19 protein-coding genes are annotated in these 19,695 nt (G+C 62.4%); 8 read left to right on the top strand and 11 right to left on the bottom strand.

What is annotated here, in order from left to right:
• Positions 1-6 precede the first annotated feature (6 nt).
• The 3 genes from CQ020_RS15970 (at position 7) to CQ020_RS15960 (ending at position 2,951) form a co-directional block, all read left to right on the top strand.
• Positions 7-948, top strand: coding sequence for a carbohydrate kinase (locus CQ020_RS15970; RefSeq protein ID WP_105692741.1), 942 nt, complete (start codon positions 7-9; stop codon positions 946-948).
• 40 nt (positions 949-988) lie between these two features.
• On the top strand, positions 989-2,344 hold the full coding sequence (locus tag CQ020_RS15965) for a NosD domain-containing protein (protein ID WP_105692740.1): 1,356 nt from the start codon (positions 989-991) through the stop codon (positions 2,342-2,344).
• Between the two features lie 76 nt (positions 2,345-2,420).
• Positions 2,421-2,951, top strand: a complete 531-nt coding sequence (locus tag CQ020_RS15960) for a GNAT family N-acetyltransferase (protein ID WP_105692739.1) — start codon at positions 2,421-2,423, stop codon at positions 2,949-2,951.
• 36 nt (positions 2,952-2,987) lie between these two features.
• Here CQ020_RS15960 and CQ020_RS15955 read toward each other — a convergent pair whose 3' ends face one another.
• On the bottom strand, positions 2,988-4,022 hold the full coding sequence (locus CQ020_RS15955) for a glycosyltransferase family 4 protein (RefSeq protein WP_105692738.1): 1,035 nt from the start codon (positions 4,020-4,022) through the stop codon (positions 2,988-2,990).
• Between the two features lie 159 nt (positions 4,023-4,181).
• On the opposite strand from CQ020_RS15955, the gene CQ020_RS15950 reads away from it, so the two are divergent.
• On the top strand, positions 4,182-4,880 hold the full coding sequence (locus CQ020_RS15950; protein WP_105692737.1) for a DsbA family oxidoreductase: 699 nt from the start codon (positions 4,182-4,184) through the stop codon (positions 4,878-4,880).
• 97 nt (positions 4,881-4,977) lie between these two features.
• On the opposite strand, the gene CQ020_RS15945 is transcribed toward CQ020_RS15950, so the two are convergent.
• From CQ020_RS15945 to CQ020_RS15915, 7 genes are all read right to left on the bottom strand, one after another.
• The gene (locus CQ020_RS15945; protein WP_105692736.1) at positions 4,978-6,516 is read right to left on the bottom strand and encodes an alpha-N-arabinofuranosidase; all 1,539 of its coding nucleotides are present in this window, start codon (positions 6,514-6,516) and stop codon (positions 4,978-4,980) included.
• A gap of 64 nt (positions 6,517-6,580) precedes the next feature.
• Positions 6,581-7,483 (bottom strand): carbohydrate ABC transporter permease, encoded by a 903-nt coding sequence (locus tag CQ020_RS15940; RefSeq protein WP_105692735.1) that lies wholly within the window; start codon positions 7,481-7,483, stop codon positions 6,581-6,583.
• Positions 7,484-7,485: 2 nt separating this feature from the next.
• Positions 7,486-8,406, bottom strand: coding sequence for a carbohydrate ABC transporter permease (locus CQ020_RS15935; RefSeq protein ID WP_105692734.1), 921 nt, complete (start codon positions 8,404-8,406; stop codon positions 7,486-7,488).
• 36 nt (positions 8,407-8,442) lie between these two features.
• Entirely contained in the window at positions 8,443-9,777 is a 1,335-nt protein-coding gene (locus CQ020_RS15930; protein ID WP_105692733.1) for an extracellular solute-binding protein, read from the bottom strand.
• 185 nt (positions 9,778-9,962) lie between these two features.
• The gene (locus tag CQ020_RS15925) at positions 9,963-10,964 is read right to left on the bottom strand and encodes a LacI family DNA-binding transcriptional regulator (protein ID WP_105692732.1); all 1,002 of its coding nucleotides are present in this window, start codon (positions 10,962-10,964) and stop codon (positions 9,963-9,965) included.
• A gap of 182 nt (positions 10,965-11,146) precedes the next feature.
• Positions 11,147-11,938 (bottom strand): TIM barrel protein, encoded by a 792-nt coding sequence (locus tag CQ020_RS15920; RefSeq protein ID WP_105692731.1) that lies wholly within the window; start codon positions 11,936-11,938, stop codon positions 11,147-11,149.
• Positions 11,935-13,074 (bottom strand): Gfo/Idh/MocA family oxidoreductase, encoded by a 1,140-nt coding sequence (locus CQ020_RS15915; protein ID WP_105692730.1) that lies wholly within the window; start codon positions 13,072-13,074, stop codon positions 11,935-11,937. Before CQ020_RS15915 ends, CQ020_RS15920 begins: the two co-directional genes overlap by 4 nt.
• A 107-nt stretch (positions 13,075-13,181) precedes the next feature.
• Between CQ020_RS15915 and CQ020_RS15910 the strand changes: the two genes are divergently transcribed.
• A complete protein-coding gene (locus CQ020_RS15910) occupies positions 13,182-14,192 on the top strand; it encodes a LacI family DNA-binding transcriptional regulator (protein WP_105692729.1) in 1,011 nt (336 codons plus the stop codon).
• Between the two features lie 25 nt (positions 14,193-14,217).
• The gene (locus tag CQ020_RS15905; RefSeq protein ID WP_105692728.1) at positions 14,218-14,904 is read left to right on the top strand and encodes a TetR/AcrR family transcriptional regulator; all 687 of its coding nucleotides are present in this window, start codon (positions 14,218-14,220) and stop codon (positions 14,902-14,904) included.
• Here CQ020_RS15905 and CQ020_RS15900 read toward each other — a convergent pair whose 3' ends face one another.
• Together CQ020_RS15900 and CQ020_RS15895 are read right to left on the bottom strand one after the other, a co-directional pair.
• On the bottom strand, positions 14,905-15,552 hold the full coding sequence (locus CQ020_RS15900; protein WP_105692804.1) for a LytR C-terminal domain-containing protein: 648 nt from the start codon (positions 15,550-15,552) through the stop codon (positions 14,905-14,907).
• Positions 15,553-15,574: 22 nt separating this feature from the next.
• On the bottom strand, positions 15,575-15,874 hold the full coding sequence (locus CQ020_RS15895) for a type II toxin-antitoxin system VapB family antitoxin (RefSeq protein WP_024819465.1): 300 nt from the start codon (positions 15,872-15,874) through the stop codon (positions 15,575-15,577).
• Between the two features lie 145 nt (positions 15,875-16,019).
• Between CQ020_RS15895 and CQ020_RS15890 the strand changes: the two genes are divergently transcribed.
• Positions 16,020-16,940, top strand: a complete 921-nt coding sequence (locus CQ020_RS15890) for a hypothetical protein (protein ID WP_105692727.1) — start codon at positions 16,020-16,022, stop codon at positions 16,938-16,940.
• A 241-nt stretch (positions 16,941-17,181) separates the two neighbouring features.
• Positions 17,182-18,597: a stealth family protein gene (locus CQ020_RS15885; protein WP_105692726.1), complete on the top strand. Its 1,416-nt coding sequence runs from the start codon at positions 17,182-17,184 to the stop codon at positions 18,595-18,597.
• A gap of 12 nt (positions 18,598-18,609) precedes the next feature.
• On the opposite strand, the gene CQ020_RS15880 is transcribed toward CQ020_RS15885, so the two are convergent.
• A complete protein-coding gene (locus tag CQ020_RS15880) occupies positions 18,610-19,590 on the bottom strand; it encodes a phosphodiesterase (RefSeq protein WP_024819462.1) in 981 nt (326 codons plus the stop codon).
• Positions 19,591-19,695 lie beyond the last annotated feature (105 nt).

The raw sequence follows: 19,695 nt of genomic DNA, 5'->3' as shown, positions 1-19,695 counted from the left end.
GCAGGAATGAACAAGGTACAAGGAACCCGCCCGGGCGCCGGCGCCGACGTGGTAGTTGTCGGTGAAGCTCTGATCGACATCGTCGTATCGTCACGGGGCACCGTTGAGCATCCGGGAGGATCACCCGCCAACGTTGCCTACGGCCTCGGGCGGCTCAACGTGCCAACCGCCCTGTTGACGTCCATCGGAGACGACCACCACGGTGCTGCCATCGAGCGGCACTTGGCGAGCGCCGGCGTCGAACTCCTGACCGCTGCCGGGAGGTCCGGCCGGACCGCTACGGCCACCGCCACCCTGGCGTCCGACGGTTCAGCCCAGTACGACTTCGACATCCAGTGGGAGCTTCCCGCCATTGCCCCCGTGACCGTGCCCAAAATCCTGCACACGGGATCAATCGCCACCTTCCTGGAACCTGGAGCATCCGCCGTGCGTGAACTCCTTGAACAGGTGCATCAGCGGTGCGTGGTCACTTACGATCCCAACGTCCGCCCTGCCCTGCTGGGCAGCCAGACCGAGGCTAAGACCATTTTCGAGGACCTCATCCCCCTCATCGAGGTGGTCAAACTCAGCGACGAGGACGCGCGGTGGCTCTACCCGGGCTGGTCGCTCGAGGACACTTCACAGCGCATCTTGGACCTTGGGGCCGGGCTTGTTGTGGTCACCAAGGGCTCCGAAGGATCCATGCTTTCAACCCCCGGTTCCCGGTTGTTGGTTCCATCCCTAAAGTCCACCGTGGTGGACACCATTGGCGCCGGTGACTCGTACATGTCCGCCCTGATCTACGGGCTTCTCCTGACCGGGGCGGTCGACTTACGGCAGGAAACCCTGGAATCGTTGGGACGAAGGGCCACCAAGGCCGCGGCCATCACAGTGCGGCGCGCAGGCGCCAACCCACCGACGTCGGACGAACTGCTGGGTGACGTGGTTGAACACCAACCTGCCATCTGACCACGCCCAAACAACCCACCACATCAAGGGAACTCAAGCCATGTCCAGCAAGAACTACTACGACGTGACCAACTGGCCCATCGGCAATCCGTCCGAGGACGTCGGCGAGGTCATCAACAGCATCATCGCTGACATCAAGGAACGGCAGAACGACTCAGACGTCAACGACGGCGGAAAGCCGGGAGCGGTGATCTACCTGCCGCCGGGTGACTACCGCCTGCGCACCCAGGTTGTGATAGACATCAGCTTCCTGAGGATCCAGGGCTCGGGCCACGGGTTCACGTCCTCAAGCATCCGGTTCAACGTCCCCGAAGACGAATGGCCCGATCTGCACGAACTGTGGCCGGGTGGGAGCCGTGTCCTGGTGGACCTGCTCCCGGCTGGCGAGGGCGCTGACCCGTCCAAGGCTGACCCGTCCAACGGAGCTGCCTTCCGTGTTGAGCGTGCGGGCAGTCCCCGGATCAGTTCGGTGGAGTTCGCCAACTTCTGCATCGATGGGCTCCACTTTGCCCCGGACGGCTCGGAGCTGCCCGCGGAAAACAGCTACGTGAATGGCAAGACCGGCATCCACGTCTCAAGTGCCAACGATTCGTTCCGCGTCAACGAGATGGGCTTTATCTACCTTGAACACGCCCTGACCATCCACAACGCGGACGCGCTGTCCATCCACAACAACTTCATCGCGGAATGCGGAAGCTGCATCGAGCTGCGTGGCTGGGGACAGGCGTCCAAGATTACCCACAACCTGATCGGCGCCGGTTTCAAGGGTCATTCCATCTACGCGGAAAACCACGGCGGGCTCCTTGTCACGGCCAACAACGTCTTTCCCCGAGGAGCCAGCAGCGTCCACTTCAACGGAGTGACCCGTTCGAGCGTCACCAACAACCGCCTGCACTCGTTCTACCCGGGCATGGTTGTCCTGGACGGGAACAGCTCGGAAAACCTCGTGGCCACAAACCATTTCCTCCGTGACCACGAGCCCTGGACACCCTTCCTGGGGATCGACAACGGGCTGGATGACCTCCACGGAGTACTGAGTGTCAGCGGTAGCAATAACTCCGTGATCGGCAACCACTTTTCCCAGATCATCGATTCGGGGAGTATCCGTCCCGAAGGCGCGACGCCGGTCATCATCCGGTTGCGCGAAGGAACAGGGAACTTCGTGTCCAACAACCACGTCGTTGCCATGAACGTGCATGCCACCACCAGCGACGATTGCTTCGAAGGTCAGGTGGACGCCCTGCTGACAACAAACGCTGCTGATGCCCTTGCCGTGACGGCTGTCCTGGTTGACCCCGAATCATCACGGAACACCATCCTCGATTCGGGCAGTGAACCGCAAGTACTCGCGGACAGGACTACCAACGCCTTCAGGGCCACCCCCACGGTGGACTAGGAGTTTTCGTACAGCTAATGCCCTTAAGATTCGTTCTTAGGGGCATTACCTGTACAAAAACTCCCGGGGGGACCACGTGACTGAAACCATCCGCACCGCAACAACGCACGACGCCGGGAAGCTGGCTGAGCTTGCCGCCATCACCTTCCCGCTGGCCTGCCCGCCGGGCTCCTCGCCGGCCGATATCCAGGCCCACATCGAAAAGACGCTCAGTGAGGCCAAGTTCAAGGACTACCTTGCCGACGCGAACATCACCATCCTGGTGCTCGACGACGACGGGCAGCTGAACGGGTACACGCTCTTGGTTGCCAAGCCGGCCAGCGACCCGGATGTCGCCTCTGTGCTGTCCTCGCTCCCTTCCACCGAATTGAGCAAGTGCTACGTCCATCCGGAATACCATGGCAAAGGCGCCGCGTCACGGCTCATCCAGGCGTCGTTGGCCCATTCCGCAGACAAGGGCGCCGCCGGGGTGTGGCTCGGGGTGAACAGCGAGAACGCGAAGGCAATCCGCTTCTATGAGAAGAGCGGCTTCCAACGGATCGGCACCAAGTCCTTCACCCTGGGCAACACCGTGGAGCACGACTTCGTGATGGAACACCGGCTCTGACAAGTCGCTGTCCTAATAGACTCCCGTTCCAGGCGGTCAAGGGCGAACAGCCTCCTCCACGGGGGCCAAGACGCGGGCGTAGAGTTCCAGATGGTCTGCCGCCATGCGGGCAGCAGTGAAGCGCTCTTCCACAGTGCGGCGGCACGCTGCCCGGCTGATCCCGGCCACAGCTTCCATGTAATTGGCCAGCTCACCCGCCGGGGCGAGGAAGCCGTTGAGTCCGTGGGTCAGGATCTCCGGTGCAGCCCCCCTGGGGGTGGCGAGTACAGGTGTTCCGGTAGCGAGCGCCTCAATCATCACCAAGCCAAAGGGTTCGGACCATTGGATGGGGTTCAGCAGGACCAGGGCATCTCCCATGAGCTCATATTTTTCCGGGTCTGAAAGTTCGCCAAGGAAGTCCTCATTGGGTCCTAACAGTGGCTGCACCACTTGGTCATGGAACTCCTTCTCTGCCGGGGTGTGCATCTTGGCAGCAATGCGGAGCGGGATACCGGCTTTCCGGGAAATGTGCACAGCTTCCAGGAGCCCCTTGTCAGGGCACATCCGGCCCACGAAACACGCGTAGCCACCCTTTCCCTCACCCGCAGTTACTTGGGAAAGGTCAATGCCGTGATGGATGACGGCCGCGATGGGAAGGTCGGGGACTCCGCTGCACTGGTCTTGGGATATGGCCACAATGGCGGTGTTCTTCGCCATGTCACGGTACAGACCGGCGGTCCGGTCTGGGAGAGGCCCGTGGATGGTAGTCACTACGGGTATCCCGGGTGGACGATGAGCGTAGAGAGGGCCCGCCAGGGTGTGGTCGTGAATGATGTCCACGTGGTGCATTCCGGCGTAGGCCTTGATGACGTGGTTCAGTTCCGATTCGCTGGTCCCCAGCTCCCCGGGTTCTGACTCTCCGAGGCCAGGGACCCTGGGCACAGGACAGGTGCTGTCCGATGTTGTAGCTAAAAGAACTTGGTGTCCGGCTGTCATCAACGCGCAGGCGAGGGCGTCCACCACTCTTTCCGTGCCGCCGTACTTTGTAGGGGGGACCGTAAACCACGGCCCAACAATGAGTCCGATTCGCACGAGGTCTTCCCTGTGTAAACCCCCAACCCAAGAGGCTGTCTGCATAACCTGCTTCCAACATATTCTTGGCCGCACGCCACGGCAACACTCTTTGGCCACGTGAGCAAACTAACAGCACACTCCCGGAATGTCGCGCCACGTCAGGGCGTTGCCAACAGCATGAAGATTGAGATCTGGTCAGATGTCGAGTGTCCTTGGTGCTACATCGGCAAGCGCCGTTTCGAGACCGCCCTGGCACAGTTTCCGCACCGCGAATCCGTGGACATCGAATGGAAGAGCTACCAGCTGGACCCTTCCGTCCCTGAGCACTATGACGGCACGGAGTTGGACTACCTGAGCAATCGCAAGGGCATGGCTCCGGAGCAGGTCAAGCAGATGTTCGCCCACGTCACGGAGACGGCAAAGGGCGAAGGCCTGGACTACCACTTCGACAAAGTTGTGGTGGCCAACAGCTTCACCGCCCACCGCCTCATTCACCTCGCCGCCTCCCACGGACGCCAGGATGCAGCCAAGGAACAGCTGCTGAGTGATCACTTTGAGCACGGCAAGGACATCGGCAACAAGGAGTACCTCACGGAACTCGGCGCCGCCCTCGAATTGCCGGCCGATGAAGTCGCGGAACTCTTCACGTCAGACAAGTTCACGGATGAGGTGAACCACGACATCAACGAGGCCCGCGCCATTGGCGTCACCGGCGTCCCGTTCTTCGTCATCGACCGCAAGTACGGCATCTCGGGCGCCCAGCCCGCTGAACTGTTCAGCGAGGCCCTGAACCAGGCATGGCAGGAAGCCAACCCGCTGATCCCGGTGGGCGCTTCCGATGCCGAGGCCTGCGGCCCTGACGGCTGCGCCGTCTAAGTAGCCCCCGCCGTCGTGCCCTAACCCAACTGAGTCGCAGTTCAGGCCGTTCTCAGCGCTCAAAACGTCCTGATCTGCGACTCAGTTGGGTACGCGGCTAGGCTTTCACCACGTCAAGCTCGACGACGGCCCAAGACAGGGCGGGCAGCGTCAGGCGGAGTTCGGAGCCAGTCGCCTTCACACCTTCCAGAGCCGTCAGGCCAACGCGGCCCGGCTGATCCTGGGTGTTGATGGTCAAACGGTCGCCACCCTCGGGGATTTCAAGAACCTCGGCGCGGAGCACCTGGCGGGCGTCGAAACCGCGCAGGGCAACCTCGACGTCGGCAGCTTCTTCCAGCCCGCGGTTCGCGAAGAACAATGCCACCCGGCCTGTTTCCTCGTTCCAAGTAGCGCTGACATCCACCAGATCGGTGTCCCCAAACCGCGTATTCGTGTACTTGTCCGAGTCCACCGAGAGTCGCAGGATCTGGCCTTTGGCGAGCTCAGCCATGCGTGCGAACGGGTGGAAAATGGTCTGCTTCCAGGCCGGGCCGTTCTCCTCCGAAAGGATCGGCGCAATGACGTTGACCAGCTGGGCCTGGTTGGCGATCTTCACCCGGTCACCGTGGCGGAGCAGCGAGTTGAGCAGCGTCCCTACCACCACGGCATCGGTCACGTTGTACTTGTCCTCGATGACGCGGGGGTGCTCCCGCCAACCAGCCTTGGCCACGTTGTGCGGCTGATCCTCAGTATCCAGGCCTCGCTGGTACCAAACATTCCACTCGTCGAAGGACAGGTTGATGTACTTCTTGTGCTTGCCCTTGGCACGCACGGCATCCGCGGTGGCGATCACTGACTCGATGAAGTAATCGGTGTCGACGGCGGAGGCCAGGAAGCTGCCGACGTCGCCGTCGTGCTCCTGGTAGTAGGCGTGGAGGGACACGTAGTCCACTTCGTCATAGGTGTGGGTGAGGACCGTCTGTTCCCAGGCGCCGAACGTAGGCATCGAAGAGCTGGAGCTGCCGCAGGCCACCAACTCAAGCGTGGGGTCAACGAACCGCATGGCTTTGGCGGCTTCCTGGGCCAAGCGTCCGTACTCGTCGGCGGTCTTGTGCCCGATCTGCCACGGCCCGTCCAGCTCGTTGCCCAGGCACCAGAGCTTGATGTCGAACGGCTCCTTGTGGCCGTTCTTGGCGCGGAGGTCTGACAGGTAGGTTCCGCCGGGGTGGTTGGCGTATTCCACGATCTCGCGCGCCGCGTCCACTCCCCTGGTGCCCAGGTTGATGGCCTCCATGATTTCCGTGCCGGCCTGCTTGGACCAGTCCACAAACTCGTGCAGGCCAAAGGCGTTGGTCTCCACGGTGTGCCAGGCGCCGTCCAGGCGGCGGGGCCGCTCGCTGACGGGGCCAATCCCGTCTTCCCAGTTGTAGCCGGAGACGAAGTTGCCGCCAGGGTACCGGATGACGGTGGCGCCGAGTTCCTTCACGAGCTTCATGACGTCCTGGCGGAAGCCGTTCTGGTCGGCCTCCGGGTGCCCGGGCTCATAGATTCCGGTGTAGACACAGCGGCCCATGTGCTCCACGAAGGAGCCGAAAAGTCGTCGGGGCACCTCGCCGATGGTGAAGTCGCGGTCGAGGGTGATGCGTGCGCGGGACATGTATCTCCTTGGTTGTGTTCTGAAACTTTTGTGTTCTGAGACTTTTGTTGAGAACTGGTACCGGTCAGGTTCCGGCGAGTCCCGTCGTCGCAACGCCCTTAATAATTTGGCGTTGGAAGAACAGGAAGACGACAATCAGCGGCAGCGCCGCGAGCAGAGCGGAGGCCATGTTCTGCGCGTACTGGATGCCGTAGGCGCTCTTGATGGTCTGCAATCCGACCGGGAGTGTCAGCAGGTTGCCATCGTTGGTGGCGATGAATGGCCACAGGAAGTTGTTCCACGCACCGATGAACACGAAGATCGCGACGGCGGCCAGGATGGGCCGGGACAACGGCAGGATGATTTGGGTGAAGATCCGCAAGCGGCTGGCACCATCCATCACGGCGGCTTCCTCGAGTTCACGCGGGATCTGGTCGAAGAACTTCTTCAGCACGAAGACCATGGCCGGGTGGATGACCTGCGGGAGGATGATGGCCCACGAGGTATCGATCAGGTTCAGCGCCAGCATTTGGTAGAACAGCGGGATGATCAGCACGGGCGGCGGGATGATGATGGACGCGATGATCACCGTCATCAGCACCTTCTTGCCCTTGAAGTCGATCCTGGAGAGCGCGTACGCCACCAGTGCCGATATCACCAGCGTGATCGCCGTGATAGCTGCCGAGGTGTAGAGCGAGTTCCACGTCCAGAGCGGGATGTTGCCGTCTTGGAACACCTTGACGAACGCTTCAGGGGTGAAGCCCGACGGCGGCAGCCAGGTGACGTCCGGAGCTGCGGCATCTGTCTCGGTCTTGAAGGCGGTGGCCGTGGCCCACGCGAACGGGATCAACCAGAGCACGGCAATGAAGGCCGCGACGGCGATGGCCGCGATCCTGCCGACCGTCAGCTTCTTGCGTGGCTGGCGGATTTTGAGGCCGTTGGCAGTGGTGGCGCGTGGTGCGGGACGTGTGAGGGTAGGGGTTGCCATGGTTATGCACTCCTGCGGCGGGTGATGACGAACTGCATGACCGAGATGACCACGATCAGTCCGAAGAAGATGTAGGAGATGGCTGCCGAGTAACCCAGCCGGTATCCGGTGAACCCGGTTTCGAAGATGTACTGGACCACTGGCCGGGTGGATCCCCCGGGGCCACCTGCGGTCATCTGGTACACCTGATCGAAGATCTTCAATGACGCCAGGATCTGCAGCAGCACGATCATGACGGTGGTGGGAGTGAGCTGCGGCAGGGTAATGGAGAAGAACTGCCGCCAGGCGCCAGCACCGTCCAGCGATGCCGCCTCGTAGTGCTGGGCCGGAATGTTCTGCATTGCGGCAAGGTAGAGCAGGAAGTTGAAGCCCACGGTCCACCAGAGCGTGGCGATGACAATCGCCCACATGGCCACGTTGGGATCATTGAGCCAGGCAACCCTGGGGAGGCCGATTCCTGTCAGGAACTCATTGATCAGGCCAAGCTGGGGGTTGTACATCCAGGTGAAGAACAGTGAAACCACTGTGGAGGCCAGCAGGTACGGCGCAAAGTAGGACAGGCGCCACAGCCACTGGGCCGGCAGCCCGATATTTAGCAGCGCGGCCATGACCAAAGCGACAAGGACCAGCGGGACAGTGCTGATCACCGTGAAGTAGAGGGTGTTACCCAGGGAACGCCACATATCGGCGTCGGCCAGGGCTTCGGCGTAGTTCGCGAAGCCGATCAGGCTGTCGTTTGCGCCGGTGAGGGACTTGCCCGTGAGGCTCATGTAGAAGCCGTAAAGGATGGGCCAGACGAGGAAAACAAGGAAGAAAACAAGGAACGGGGCGGCAAATCCCCAGCCGCTCAGGTTGCTTCGGGTGCGGCTCCCGGATGTGCGCAGATTCTCCGGCCTCGGCCGGGACAGCGTAGAGGTACTCATTCAAGAACTCCTTTGGTCGCTCGGTGCTAGGGCCGGTTAGACCGGGTTGGGACGGGAGAGGAGGGTATTGGTGCGTTGTTCGAAGGCATCCCATCCTGCAGCTGCCTTGTCCCTTCCCAGCAGGACGTTCTGAACGTTCTCCGCGAAGTAGGTTTGCCAGTCCGAGCCCGAACCGCTGAACCAGGATTCGGGATCGTAGGCGATGATGTCGGCCGCGTTGGCGTAGTGAATCTGGGGCGTGAGCTCGCGGTAGGCCTGTGACTGGACCACGGGCTGGTAGCCGGGGATGTGCCCAGCCTCGGCCCAGGACAGTGATCCTTTGAGGACGTCGGTGACGAACTTGTAGACGTCCCTGCGCTTGTCCTCGTTCAGCTTCAATTGACGCGGGAGGACAAAGGAGTGCGAGTCCGCATAGGAGGCAGGTGTCCCGTACAGCGTGGGAATGGTGGCCGCGTCAACGGGTATTCCGGCCTTCTTCATGGTGGGCAGTTCCCACACGCCGCTGAACAGCATGCCCGATCCGCCGCGGGCAAACTCCGCGATGCCCGTACTGATATCCCCTGCCTGGGCCGCGATGGTGTCATCAAAGAGTGAGGCCATGAACTCCAGCGACTCTATGGCCGCCTCCCGGTCCACCTTCATGGGCTGTCCCGGCGTCAGTTCCATATCAACGCCGTGCTGCTTGTAAAGGGTGTAGAACAGGCGCCACATCTGCGAACCGCTGCCGAGGTACCCGAAGGAGAGTCCGTGGGCCTTGGTGACCTTCTGCATTTCCAGGGCCATGGCTTTGAACTCGTCCGGCGAGCTGACTTCCTGCAGCTGACCGTTGCCCGCAAGTAAGCCCGCCTTTCCTGCGATGTCCGTGTTGTAGAACATGACGAATGGGTGCGAGTCCAGTGCGATGGAAAAGACCTTGCCGTTGTGCTGGCTCTTCTCCCAGATCCTGGGGGCGAAATCGGAAGCCGAAACGCCATTCTCCGCGAGCAGGTCCAAATCCCACGGCTCAATGAGTCCACCTGGTGCGTACCCGGGGACCCGGCTGGCGTGCATGATGGCCACCTCGGGCGGACGGCCTCCCGCCGATGCCATGGCCAGCTTGGTGTAATACGGCGGGCCCCAGGCAAGCACTGTGGGGTGCACCTTGAATCCCGGGTTGGCCTGGTTGGCTGCGTTGATCATGGCCTGCATCTTGATACCATCGCCGCCGGACAGGAGGTGCCAGAACCCGATGTCCTGGACCGCTGCGGCCTGAGCCGCGCCTCCGCAGCCTGTGAGGCCTGCGGCCAGGAGTCCTCCACCAAGGAGGGCTGATCCTGTCATTAATTGTCTCCGGGACAACTGTTTCCCGGTCAAAGATTCAAACTGCTTCACCCGTCACTCCTTTGGATGGGTCCGCTGAAAGGTCACTGCTGTGTTGCTCAAAATCCGGCTCCGGCGCGTCCCCGCTCTCGGGTGAAGGTTGGCCCGGGGGTGACGCAGATCTCACATTACATCGATGTAATAGCTAGGGCAAGAGAAAATTGTTAGCGCACACAATTTAGTGGCGGGCTCTCGTTTTAGGCCTTGCTGCTGTCCCGCTCCACAATGCTGTACCCCACACTGACAACCCGCTGGCCACGCGCCCGGTCCCCCATTCGCTCCGTGAGGAGGCGCAGGGCTTCGCTTGCGATCATCCGCTTGTCAAAAGAAACCGTGGTCAACGAAGGAACCGCATAGCGGCCATCGGCAATGTCATCAAAGCCCGCTACGGCAATGTCCTCCGGAACCCGCAAGCCCCGCTTCCAGAGCACGCTCAGGGCTCCAATTGCCATGGAATCCGTGAAACAGAACAACGCTTCGGGAACCGGATTCGCCTCCAGATAGGTACTCAGGGCTTTCGCCGCCGTTTCCGGGGTCCACTTTTCGCAGGGGATCAGCAGCGACTCGTCCCTGGGGATACCCAGGCTGTCCAAGGCTGCTTGATACCCTTGCGTGCGCTGGATGGCCGCCGCAGATCCCCGCCCTTGGGTGGTTCCCAAGACGGCGATCCGCTTGCGTCCGGTTTTGGCGAGAGCGAGCGTCATGTCCCGGGCCGCCGAGAAGCTGTCCACAAAAACGCGGTCCGCCAGTTGCTGGGTCACTTCCCCCAGGAGAACCACCGGAGGCAGGGTTACTCCCACCTTGACCGCACTCTCGTCCAGCACCACAGGGTTGAGGATCAGGCCGTCTATAAGGTTGGAGCGCGCCCGGGTCATGAGCTCCTGCTCACGCTGCGGATCCGAGCCAGTTTCCTCGATCTGGACAATCCAGCCCTGATCGTGGGCTACTTCCACAATGTGGTGGGCCACCTCCGCCGAGTAAGGAGTGGCAAGATCCGGCAATGCGAGGGCTATAACCCCTGAGCGCCCATTCCGCAGTCCGCGTGCCGAAAGGTTGGGGACGTAATCCAGCTCCGCCATGGCCTGCTCAACCCTGAGCCGGGTGGGGCCACTGACCGGCACGATCCCGTTCATCACATTGGAAACCGTTTTGGGCGAGACCCCGGCACGGCGCGCTACGTCCTTGACCGTTGCGCGCAAGACGCCCCCTAGCTGCAGTGTTGACCGGTTCTGCTATTGACCGGTTTTCCTTGATGCTACGCGAGTCTTTGCCCTCGGACGCAGCGCACCCGCACCCGCACCCGCACCCGCACCCGCACCCGAGGGCAGCCAACGCCAAACCTCACGGCACCACCCCGGACCAGCGCGCCCACCGCTCCTGGCTAGCGTTCAAAAGCCTCCCGGAAAGCCGCCAGTGCGGCATCCCCTGCTTCCAGGCCGGGTCCTCCTGCGGCGTTCGCCTCGAGACCGACCAGCCCCTCGTATCCGGCCTCCCGAAGAGCACTTGCGATGACGCGGTAGTTGATTTCCCCAGTGCCGGGCTCGTTGCGGCCGGGGACGTCGGCCACCTGTAGCTCTCCCACCCAGGGCAATGCTGCCCGGACGAGTTCGATCAGGTTCCCCTCCCCGATTTGCGCGTGATACAGGTCCAGCATCATCCGGACGTTGGGGTGGTCAACCGCCGAGACCAGCGCCAGGGCGTCCTTGGCGCGCGCCAAGGGAATTCCGGGGTGATCCAGGACAGTGTTCAGGTTCTCCAGCGCAAACACCACTCCATGCTTCTCGCCCAGTGCTGCCAGTCGTTCAAGCGTGCTCCGAGCTGTCAGCCACATCTCGCCGGTAGAGCGGTGAACAGGGCGTACGGCCCGGCCGCCTTCCCCGAGTTCTGCAGGGTGGACCACCATTCGCTCGATGCCAAGTTCAAGAGCGACGGGAATCAGTTTCTCCGCAGAGGCCACCACCTCATCTGCACTGCCCGGATCAGAGAGGCTTCCGCCAAAATAGCCGCTCATGGACGAGAACCGGGCGCCTGTTGCTGCCAGGCCCGCGATGTCACGGCCGCGGGTGTCCCACAACTCCACCTCAAAGCCTTGCTCATGGATCCTCGCCACACGCTCCGTCAGAGGTAATTCGCCGTAGAGCATTTCAGCGCAGGCCGCCAGTCGGAAGCTCATGCTTTGTTACCCACAACCGCGTTGTCCCCGACGCCATGCAGTGCTGGTTCCGCGGGACGGAGAACGGCAATGTCTGCCACATCCACCGGCAGCCCGGTTTGAGCCGAACGGGAGGCGGCGAGGGCAACAGCCAGGGCGTTCCGCGCGTCGGTTCCACCGGCCGCTTGCGCGGCGGGGGCTTGGATACCGTCATGGGCAGCCTTCACCGAGTCCACAAAGTGGGCGACTTCAGCCGTATACGCATCGTGAAAGAGGTCCACATTCAGGCGGACGGTGGCCGCATTGATACCGGCGGCGGTGTAGCTCGTGGCTGTGCTGGCCTGCGGACCTCCGGCTGTCACCATTCCCGCAGAGCCAAAGACTTCTCCCCGCACGTCATAGCCGTAGAGTGCGTTGAAGTTGGCCTCGGCCACGGCAATGGCTCCGTTGCTGTAGGTGACAGTGACCACAGCGGTATCCAACAGCCCGCCCTCTTTCGCTTCAGGAGCTACCAGCGCGTCAGCCACAGCATGGACCCGAACAGGGAGAGCGCCGGGGTTCAGCCAGTTCAAGGTGTCGAAGTCGTGGATGAGGGTCTCCAGGAAGATGGTGCCCGGTGGGATGCGCTCCGGGTTGGCAATCCCGTCCCGGCCGCCCGGATCGCGGGTCAAGGACCGAAGCAACTGCGGGGTTCCCACAGCGCCGTCATCGATGAGCCGGCGGGCGGCAGCAAAGTCTGCCGCGTGGCGGCGGTTGAAACCGAATTGGACCAGCACACCCGCAGCTTCTGCTGCTTCCAGTGCCTCATCAAGCTCTTCCACGGTACGGCCACCCGGCTTTTCGCAGAAGGCATGCTTACCGGCCCGCGCTGCCGCCGCGATCAGCCCGGAATGAAAGCGCGCCGGCGCGGAGATCAGAACTGCGTCCACGTCTGGATCGTTCAGTACATCTTCCGGGTCAGTGCTGATATTTCCGACACCCAGGCGGCCTGCCAGTGCCTCGACGGCGGGAAGGGCCGGGTCCGCGATTGCCTCAAGCTGGGCATGGGGGATGCGTTGCGCCACGGACTCGGCGTGGAAACTTCCAATCCACCCCGCTCCGATCAGACCAAGACGAATGGGCCGGTCTTCGCTGACCGGGTGCTGAAGGTAAGCCATGAGTTCTCCTGAAAATAGTCTTCTAGATCGTTCTAGTCCGACCATACTGGCACGCCGTTCACGCTGCGTCTAGATCGTTCTATAGACTGATTGGACCTGGAGGAAAAATGACAGAACAGCAGCGCCGCCCCACTCTGATGGATGTCGCCGAAGCGGCCGGTGTTTCGCGCGCCCTGGTTTCCATCGTGATGCGCGGAGCACCCGGCGCGGCGGAATCAACCCGGCAAAGAGTCTTGGAGACGGCCCTCCAACTCGGGTATCGTGCAGACTCCCGGGCGAGGCTGCTGCGGAGCAGCAGGACCAAGCTCCTGGGTCTCGTCTTCTCCAGTTCACAGCCTTTTCACGCGGAAATTGTGGACGCCGCCTACGCTGAGGCCTCGGCCAGGGGCTATGAAATCGCGTTGAGCGCAGTAGCCGGCGGAAGGCCCGAGGCCCGGGCCATCGAGACCTTGCTGGACGTCGGCGCCGAGGCATTGATCATCATTGCTCCCACCCTCAGCATGGATGAGCTGGCACTGCACGCCCGCCAGGTGCCGGTGGTGAGCCTCCTGCGCGACGACGTCGGCGATCTTGTGGATTCGGTCAGCAGTGACGATCACGCCGGCATCTCCCTGGCCATCGACCACCTGCTCAGCCTGGGCCATCGACGGATCGTCCATGTGGACGGCGGCACTGCCGTCTCGTCAGACAAACGTCGGGAAACTTACCGAACGGAAATGGTCCGGCACGGATTGCAGCCCGTGATTGTTCCAGGTGGCCCTGGCGAGGAGGACGGCATGGGCGCGGGGCAGATCCTTCAGGCGGATCTACCCACAGCTGTCATCGCCTTCAACGACAGGTCGGCCCTGGGAATCATGGAAAGCTTCAGGGCCGCGGGAATCAGCATCCCCACAGATGTATCCGTCCTCGGCTATGACGACAGCCACTTCGCCAAGCTGAGTTACGTCCAACTGTCCTCCGTCAGCCAGGACGCCCCGCTCCTAGCTGCCGCAGCCGTTGGCCGTGCCGTGGACCGAATTGAAGGGTCAGAGCCGCCGGGCAGTGTGGTCCGAACACCGCACCTGGTCCTCCGTAAAACCACAGCCCAGTTGCCCGACGCGGGGCTCAACAGCTCTTAGTGACAGATCGCGATAAAGTGTCTGTATGCCAAGGATCACGGCCGCCTCGAATGCTGCCCAACGCGCCGAGACCCAACGTCGGATTCTGACCGCTTTTGGAGAGCTCCTCTTCACCCATGGACTCCCCGGCCTCACCATGACGGACGTGGCGCGCCATGCCGGCGTGGGACGGACCGCGGTCTACAACTATTACGCGGACATGGAGCAACTGCTCATCGCGTATGCCTTGGACGAGACCGAGCGCTTTATTGTGGACCTCCGCGATTCGCTGGCCGCGCTGGAAAACCCGGTGGACCGTCTTGCCCTCTACGTCCGCGCCCAGGTGGAAGATCTCAGCCGACGCCATCTGCCCCCGGGCCCGGCCATGGCAGCCGTTCTCTCCCCAGGGTCCTTCGCCAAGCTCGCCGACCATGTGGGCGACCTCAACGTCCTGTTGCAGGACATCCTCCAGGACGGCGTCCACCAGGGCTACTTGCCGGACGTCGACGTCGCGCAGTTGGCGCGGCTCATTCTCGGAACGCTCTCAGCCAGCGCCGCACGCCGCAACCGAACGCCCGACGGCGGGACTCCCCCGCCGTCGCCGTCCTCCGACGTCGAGCGTCACACAGCGCAGACGGTGCGCTTCATTCAACTCGGCGCTGGAGCCAGGTTCGACGACGCCGGCAGGCCCATCAGGCTGGAAGCCCCTGCCCACGACGCCCTGGCTGGCTAACTACTGCCCGGCAGGAAGCGTCGGAATGATGGGCCACTTGGAATTGTCGGCAATCCGGAGATCCTCCCGCGGGCACTGCAGCGTTCCCGGTGTCTGGTCCACCAATTGTGGTTCCACCAAACCTTCGAAGCCCGGCGTCAGGATGACGTCCACTGATTCGTCCTCGCGGTTGTCCTCGAAGTAGTCAGTTCCGGCAAGGTTCCGCTGGATGTTGAACGCCGCGGCCTGGCCTTTGACGCCTGAGACCACCACGCCAATGCCCGAATAGGCGGTATCGCTGTTGTCCACCGAGGCCACTTTGTAGCCACGGGCTGTGAACTGGTCTCCTACCGTACCGGCCAGCCCTCCACGTGAGGTGGCATTGAAGACGTTGAGAGTCACGGCCTCGTTGGGTACGTAGTCGAACGTGGTGGCGGGGCACAGGCTTGCAGGAGCTTTGCTGGCGATTGCGCTGGGAACCTTGACCACGCCGTTCATGATCGCCCAGGCACCCACGGCCCCGGCAGCTATGACGCCCACCAGCAGGACGAGGACGATTCCATGGAACAGCCTCCGCCGGAAGCGGCCTTTGTGTGCCTGCTCATCCTCGGCGAAGGTTGCCCGAAGCTCGGGGCCTGTGACCACCCGGTGTCCGTGGAGCTGCGTCACATCTTTGGGACGCCTGCGCTTGCTAGCCATCGATCACCAATACACGTGCGTGGATGGCTGTCCTCTGGTGGAGTGCCGTGCGGACGGCCCGGTGGAGTCCGTCCTCGAGGTACATGACCCCTTGATACTGGACCACGTGCGGGAACAAATCTCCGAAGAAGGTTGAGTCCTCAGCCAAGAGTGCCTCCAGATCCAAGGTCCGTTTGGTGGTCACCAATTCGTCGAGGCGGATGGGCCGCGGGGGCAGGGCAGCCCAGTCCCGCGGCGCAGAGAATCCATGGTCAGGGTACGGGCGTCCCTCGCCCACAGCTTTGAAGATCACCCTGCAAGCCTAGGGAAGATGCCGCGCTAACGGAACTTGTGACCCGCAGCACAAGCAGGTTGTGGCCAAAAGGTGACTAACCATCGCACGGCGTCACAGACGTCATAGCTGTGATGGGAACCTCCGGGGCTGACAGAATGGGGGCATGACTCAACCGCTCCAAGGTACTCACCGGACCGCTGCCCGCGCGACGCCCGCGCTGGCACTGCTGCTGGACGTCGATGGTCCCATCGCCAGCCCTGTGACGCGTGACGTCAAACCGGACATCATCACGGATCTGGTGGCCCTGGCCTCGGCCGGCATTCCGGTCATCTTCAACACGGGGCGCTCTGATGCTTTTATCAGCGAGCAGGTCATGGAGCCCATGATTGCTGCAGGTATGCCCGCGGACACTGTCATTCACGCCATTTGCGAGAAGGGCGCCGTCTGGTTCAGCTACACAGCCGAAGGCCCTGGTCCCATCCATGTGGACCACCAGCTCGCCGTGCCAAAAGCTTATGGGGACGACATCCGCAGGCTTGTTGCCGAAGACTACTCGGCGCACATGTTCTTCGATGAAACCAAACGCGCCATGGTTTCCGTGGAGCAGCACTTGGATGTGGCCAGCGAGGATTACCTGGGCGAGCAGAAACTCTTCGACGCCGACGCTTTGGAGATCATGGGACGCCACGGCCTCAACGCCGCCATCCTGGACCACCACGCACCGGAATCAGATGACACCGCAGACTACCGCCTGGACCCCACCATCATCTCCACGGACATCGAATCCGTCTGCCTGGGCAAGGACCTCGGCGCCAGCCGGGCCGTTGAACTCCTGGCAGCCCAAGGCATTACCCCGCTGTCCTGGCGGACTGTGGGTGATTCCCGTACGGACTACGCCATGGCAGACTGGCTTCACCACAACGATCACCATGTGAAGCACGTGGACGTCCGGCCCGCAGACGGCGTACCGGTGAAGCCCTACATCATCTTGACGGCAGCCGACCTTGAATTGGCCGATGACGTGATCCACGACGACGCCGGCGGCGCCTTCCTCCGCAGCTGGCGCGATGCCCTTTCAATCTAGGTTCCAGCGCAACATAGTTTTAGAGTTTTAGAGCAACCCGCACCCCGACGATCCCGGAGATACAGCCATCACGCAAGCACAGGTCGATCCGATTTACCACGGCAGCCCGTCCATCGAAGAGGACACGATTGCTGAGGCGGTCTCGCCTGCCGTCGTCGCGCATCTTAGGCACAGGTCCGACGTCGTCCGTCACCGCGGGCGGTACGCACTGGTCAACGACGACCTGACACCGCAACAGGCCATGGTGTCCGATCTCCTGGCTGTCCGGGCCGCTTTGGACGCCGCAGGTATCGACTTCATCCTGGTGCGCGGAAATGATGAGCGGCCCGTTGTTGCCGTTGACTGGGAGTCCCGCAAGGATGTCCGGGAGGCCCTGGTTTCGGCATTCCGGAACGAACCCTTCTACTCCATGACTGTGGACGCCAAGAAGAAGACTTCGGTGCTTGTGGCCGATGGTGAGCTGTCAGCAAACCGGAAGGCCCGGATCTTCCGCTTGTACCGGCCGCGCGTCGAGATCGGCGGCGGCCTCTGGTACGGCCCGGCATTGGGCGTGCAGCTTGAGCTGTGGAGGTTCGAGGGCGACCACCTGGAACTCCCTGTGGAGAATTCCCTGACCCGCCGCACCATGTTGCGTCAGGACGCGGTGCGGGGCACAGTGCAGAGGCACGGCCTGTCCTGGCCCACCATCGAAAACATGTTCGCCGATCATGCCAGCGACATCGATTTCGACATTGACATCGTTTTCTCGTGGGTGGATGGCAGCGACCCCGAGTACATCGCCAGGCGGCGCGCCCAGCAGGCAGAAACCGTCCTGGGCGAAGGCGATGACCATGAGGCCCGCTTCCGGCAGATCAACGAGTTGAAGTACGCGCTCCGATCCGTGCACATGTTCGCCCCGTGGATCCGGCGGATCTTCATCGCCACAGACTCTCCCGCACCGGAATGGTTGGCCGACCACCCGTCGGTAACCATCGTCCGGAGCGAGGAATTCTTTGCCGACCCCTCCGTGCTGCCCACCCACAATTCGCAGGCTGTGGAGTGCCAGCTGCACCACATCAAGGAACTCTCGGAGCACTTCCTGTACTCCAACGACGACATGTTCTTTGGGCGTCCCGTGGGTCCAGACAAGTTCTTCACGCCGGGGGGCATCACCAAGTTCATTGAAGCCGACACCCGGATCGGTCTGGGCGAGAACGACGCCGAACGCAGCGGTTTTGAGAACGCGGCCCGCGTGAACCGCAAGCTACTGTGGGAGCGCTTCGGGCGGATCACCACACGGCACCTTGAGCACACCGCCGCGCCCCTGCGCCGCAGCGTGGTGGCGCAGATGGAGAAGGAGTTCCCGGCCGAATTCGCGAAGACCGCCGGCAGCCGGTTCCGGGCCGCGGACAACATCTCCGTGACCAACTCGTTCTACCACTACTACGCCCTGCTTACCGGCCGTGCCGTCACGCAGACCAGCGCCAAGGTCAGGTATGTGGACTCAACCATGTGGGCCGGGCTGCACTACTTGCCCAAGCTCCTGGCAAAGCGCCACATGGACTTCTTCTGCCTCAATGACGGCAGCTTCCCCGAGGTCGAGGCAAACGAGCGCGCGGATCTGGTGACCGACTTCCTGGAGAAGTACTTCCCCGTCAAGGCACCTTGGGAAAAATAGCCGGGAAAGCGGCTACGGCGCCTTGGGTGCGGAGCCGCCCGGAGAAACAAGCGGAAGCGAAGAGGTGTGGGTGCCGGGCGATGTGTGTGCCCCCACCCGGGACTCGTGCGGAATGCGGATGCCGGCTTCGGCAAGGCGACGCTGGACCTCGGCTGCGTCCACTGGCTCGCCAACGGTGACGCCCCCGGACATCGGCACCACCGAATGCACAATGGTGTGTTCGTAGACATGGATCATGTTGTACGACTGTGCCCCATCACGCCCGCGCTGTCCGCCGGCGCGCACCGCCAGGTCCTGGGTGTAACACGTAGCTGAGGCGACCGATACGGGGATGCCGGCGAAGCTCGCCGTCGTCGAGTAATGCAGGTGACCACCCAGGATGGTGCGGACATCCGTATTACGCACGACGGCGGCCAGTGCGGCTTGGCCGCGCAGCTCCACCAGGACGGCGAGGTCCTGCACGCACGGGACGGGCGGGTGGTGGAGGGCAAGGATGGTGCCGTCCGGGGCCGGCGTCGCCAGTTCAGCTTCCAACCACTCCAGCTGCGATTCTGACAGTTCGCCGTAGTGGTGGCCGGGGACCGTGGTGTCCAGGGTGATGATACGGAGTCCGTTGACGAAGTAGCTGCGGTCCACGGGGTCCTGTGGCTTGCTGGCCGCAGACGCGTCGGCGAACGCTGAACGGAAGTTTGCCCGGTTGTCATGGTTGCCCATGGCCCAAATGGCCTTGGCACCCAGCGACGCGCACAGGGGTTCAATCATCTCGCGGAGACGCTCGTAGGCTTCCAGCTCGCCTTTGTCCGCCAGGTCTCCTGTGAAAATGATGGCCTCAGGCCTGATCCTTGAGGCGATGATTTGTTCGCAGATCTCATTGAGCCTGGCTGCGCTGTCCACCGAGCCGTGGAGTGTGCCCGGACCACCCACCAGGTGGAGATCGCTCAGGTGCAAAAGCACATGACCTGGTTTGGGGTATTCGGCCTCGATGAGCTCCATAGCTTCGCCTTAGCGTTTGGTGGGAGACGGCTTCTCCCGTGTCATTCCAGTAGTGCCAATCCAACCAGACAACAAGCCAACAACAGGCCAACATCCGGCGGAATG

Origin of the sequence: Arthrobacter sp. MYb23, from assembly GCF_002979775.1 — a bacterium.
Lineage (GTDB): Bacteria > Actinomycetota > Actinomycetes > Actinomycetales > Micrococcaceae > Arthrobacter.
This window is presented reverse-complemented; position numbering and strand designations above follow the sequence as displayed.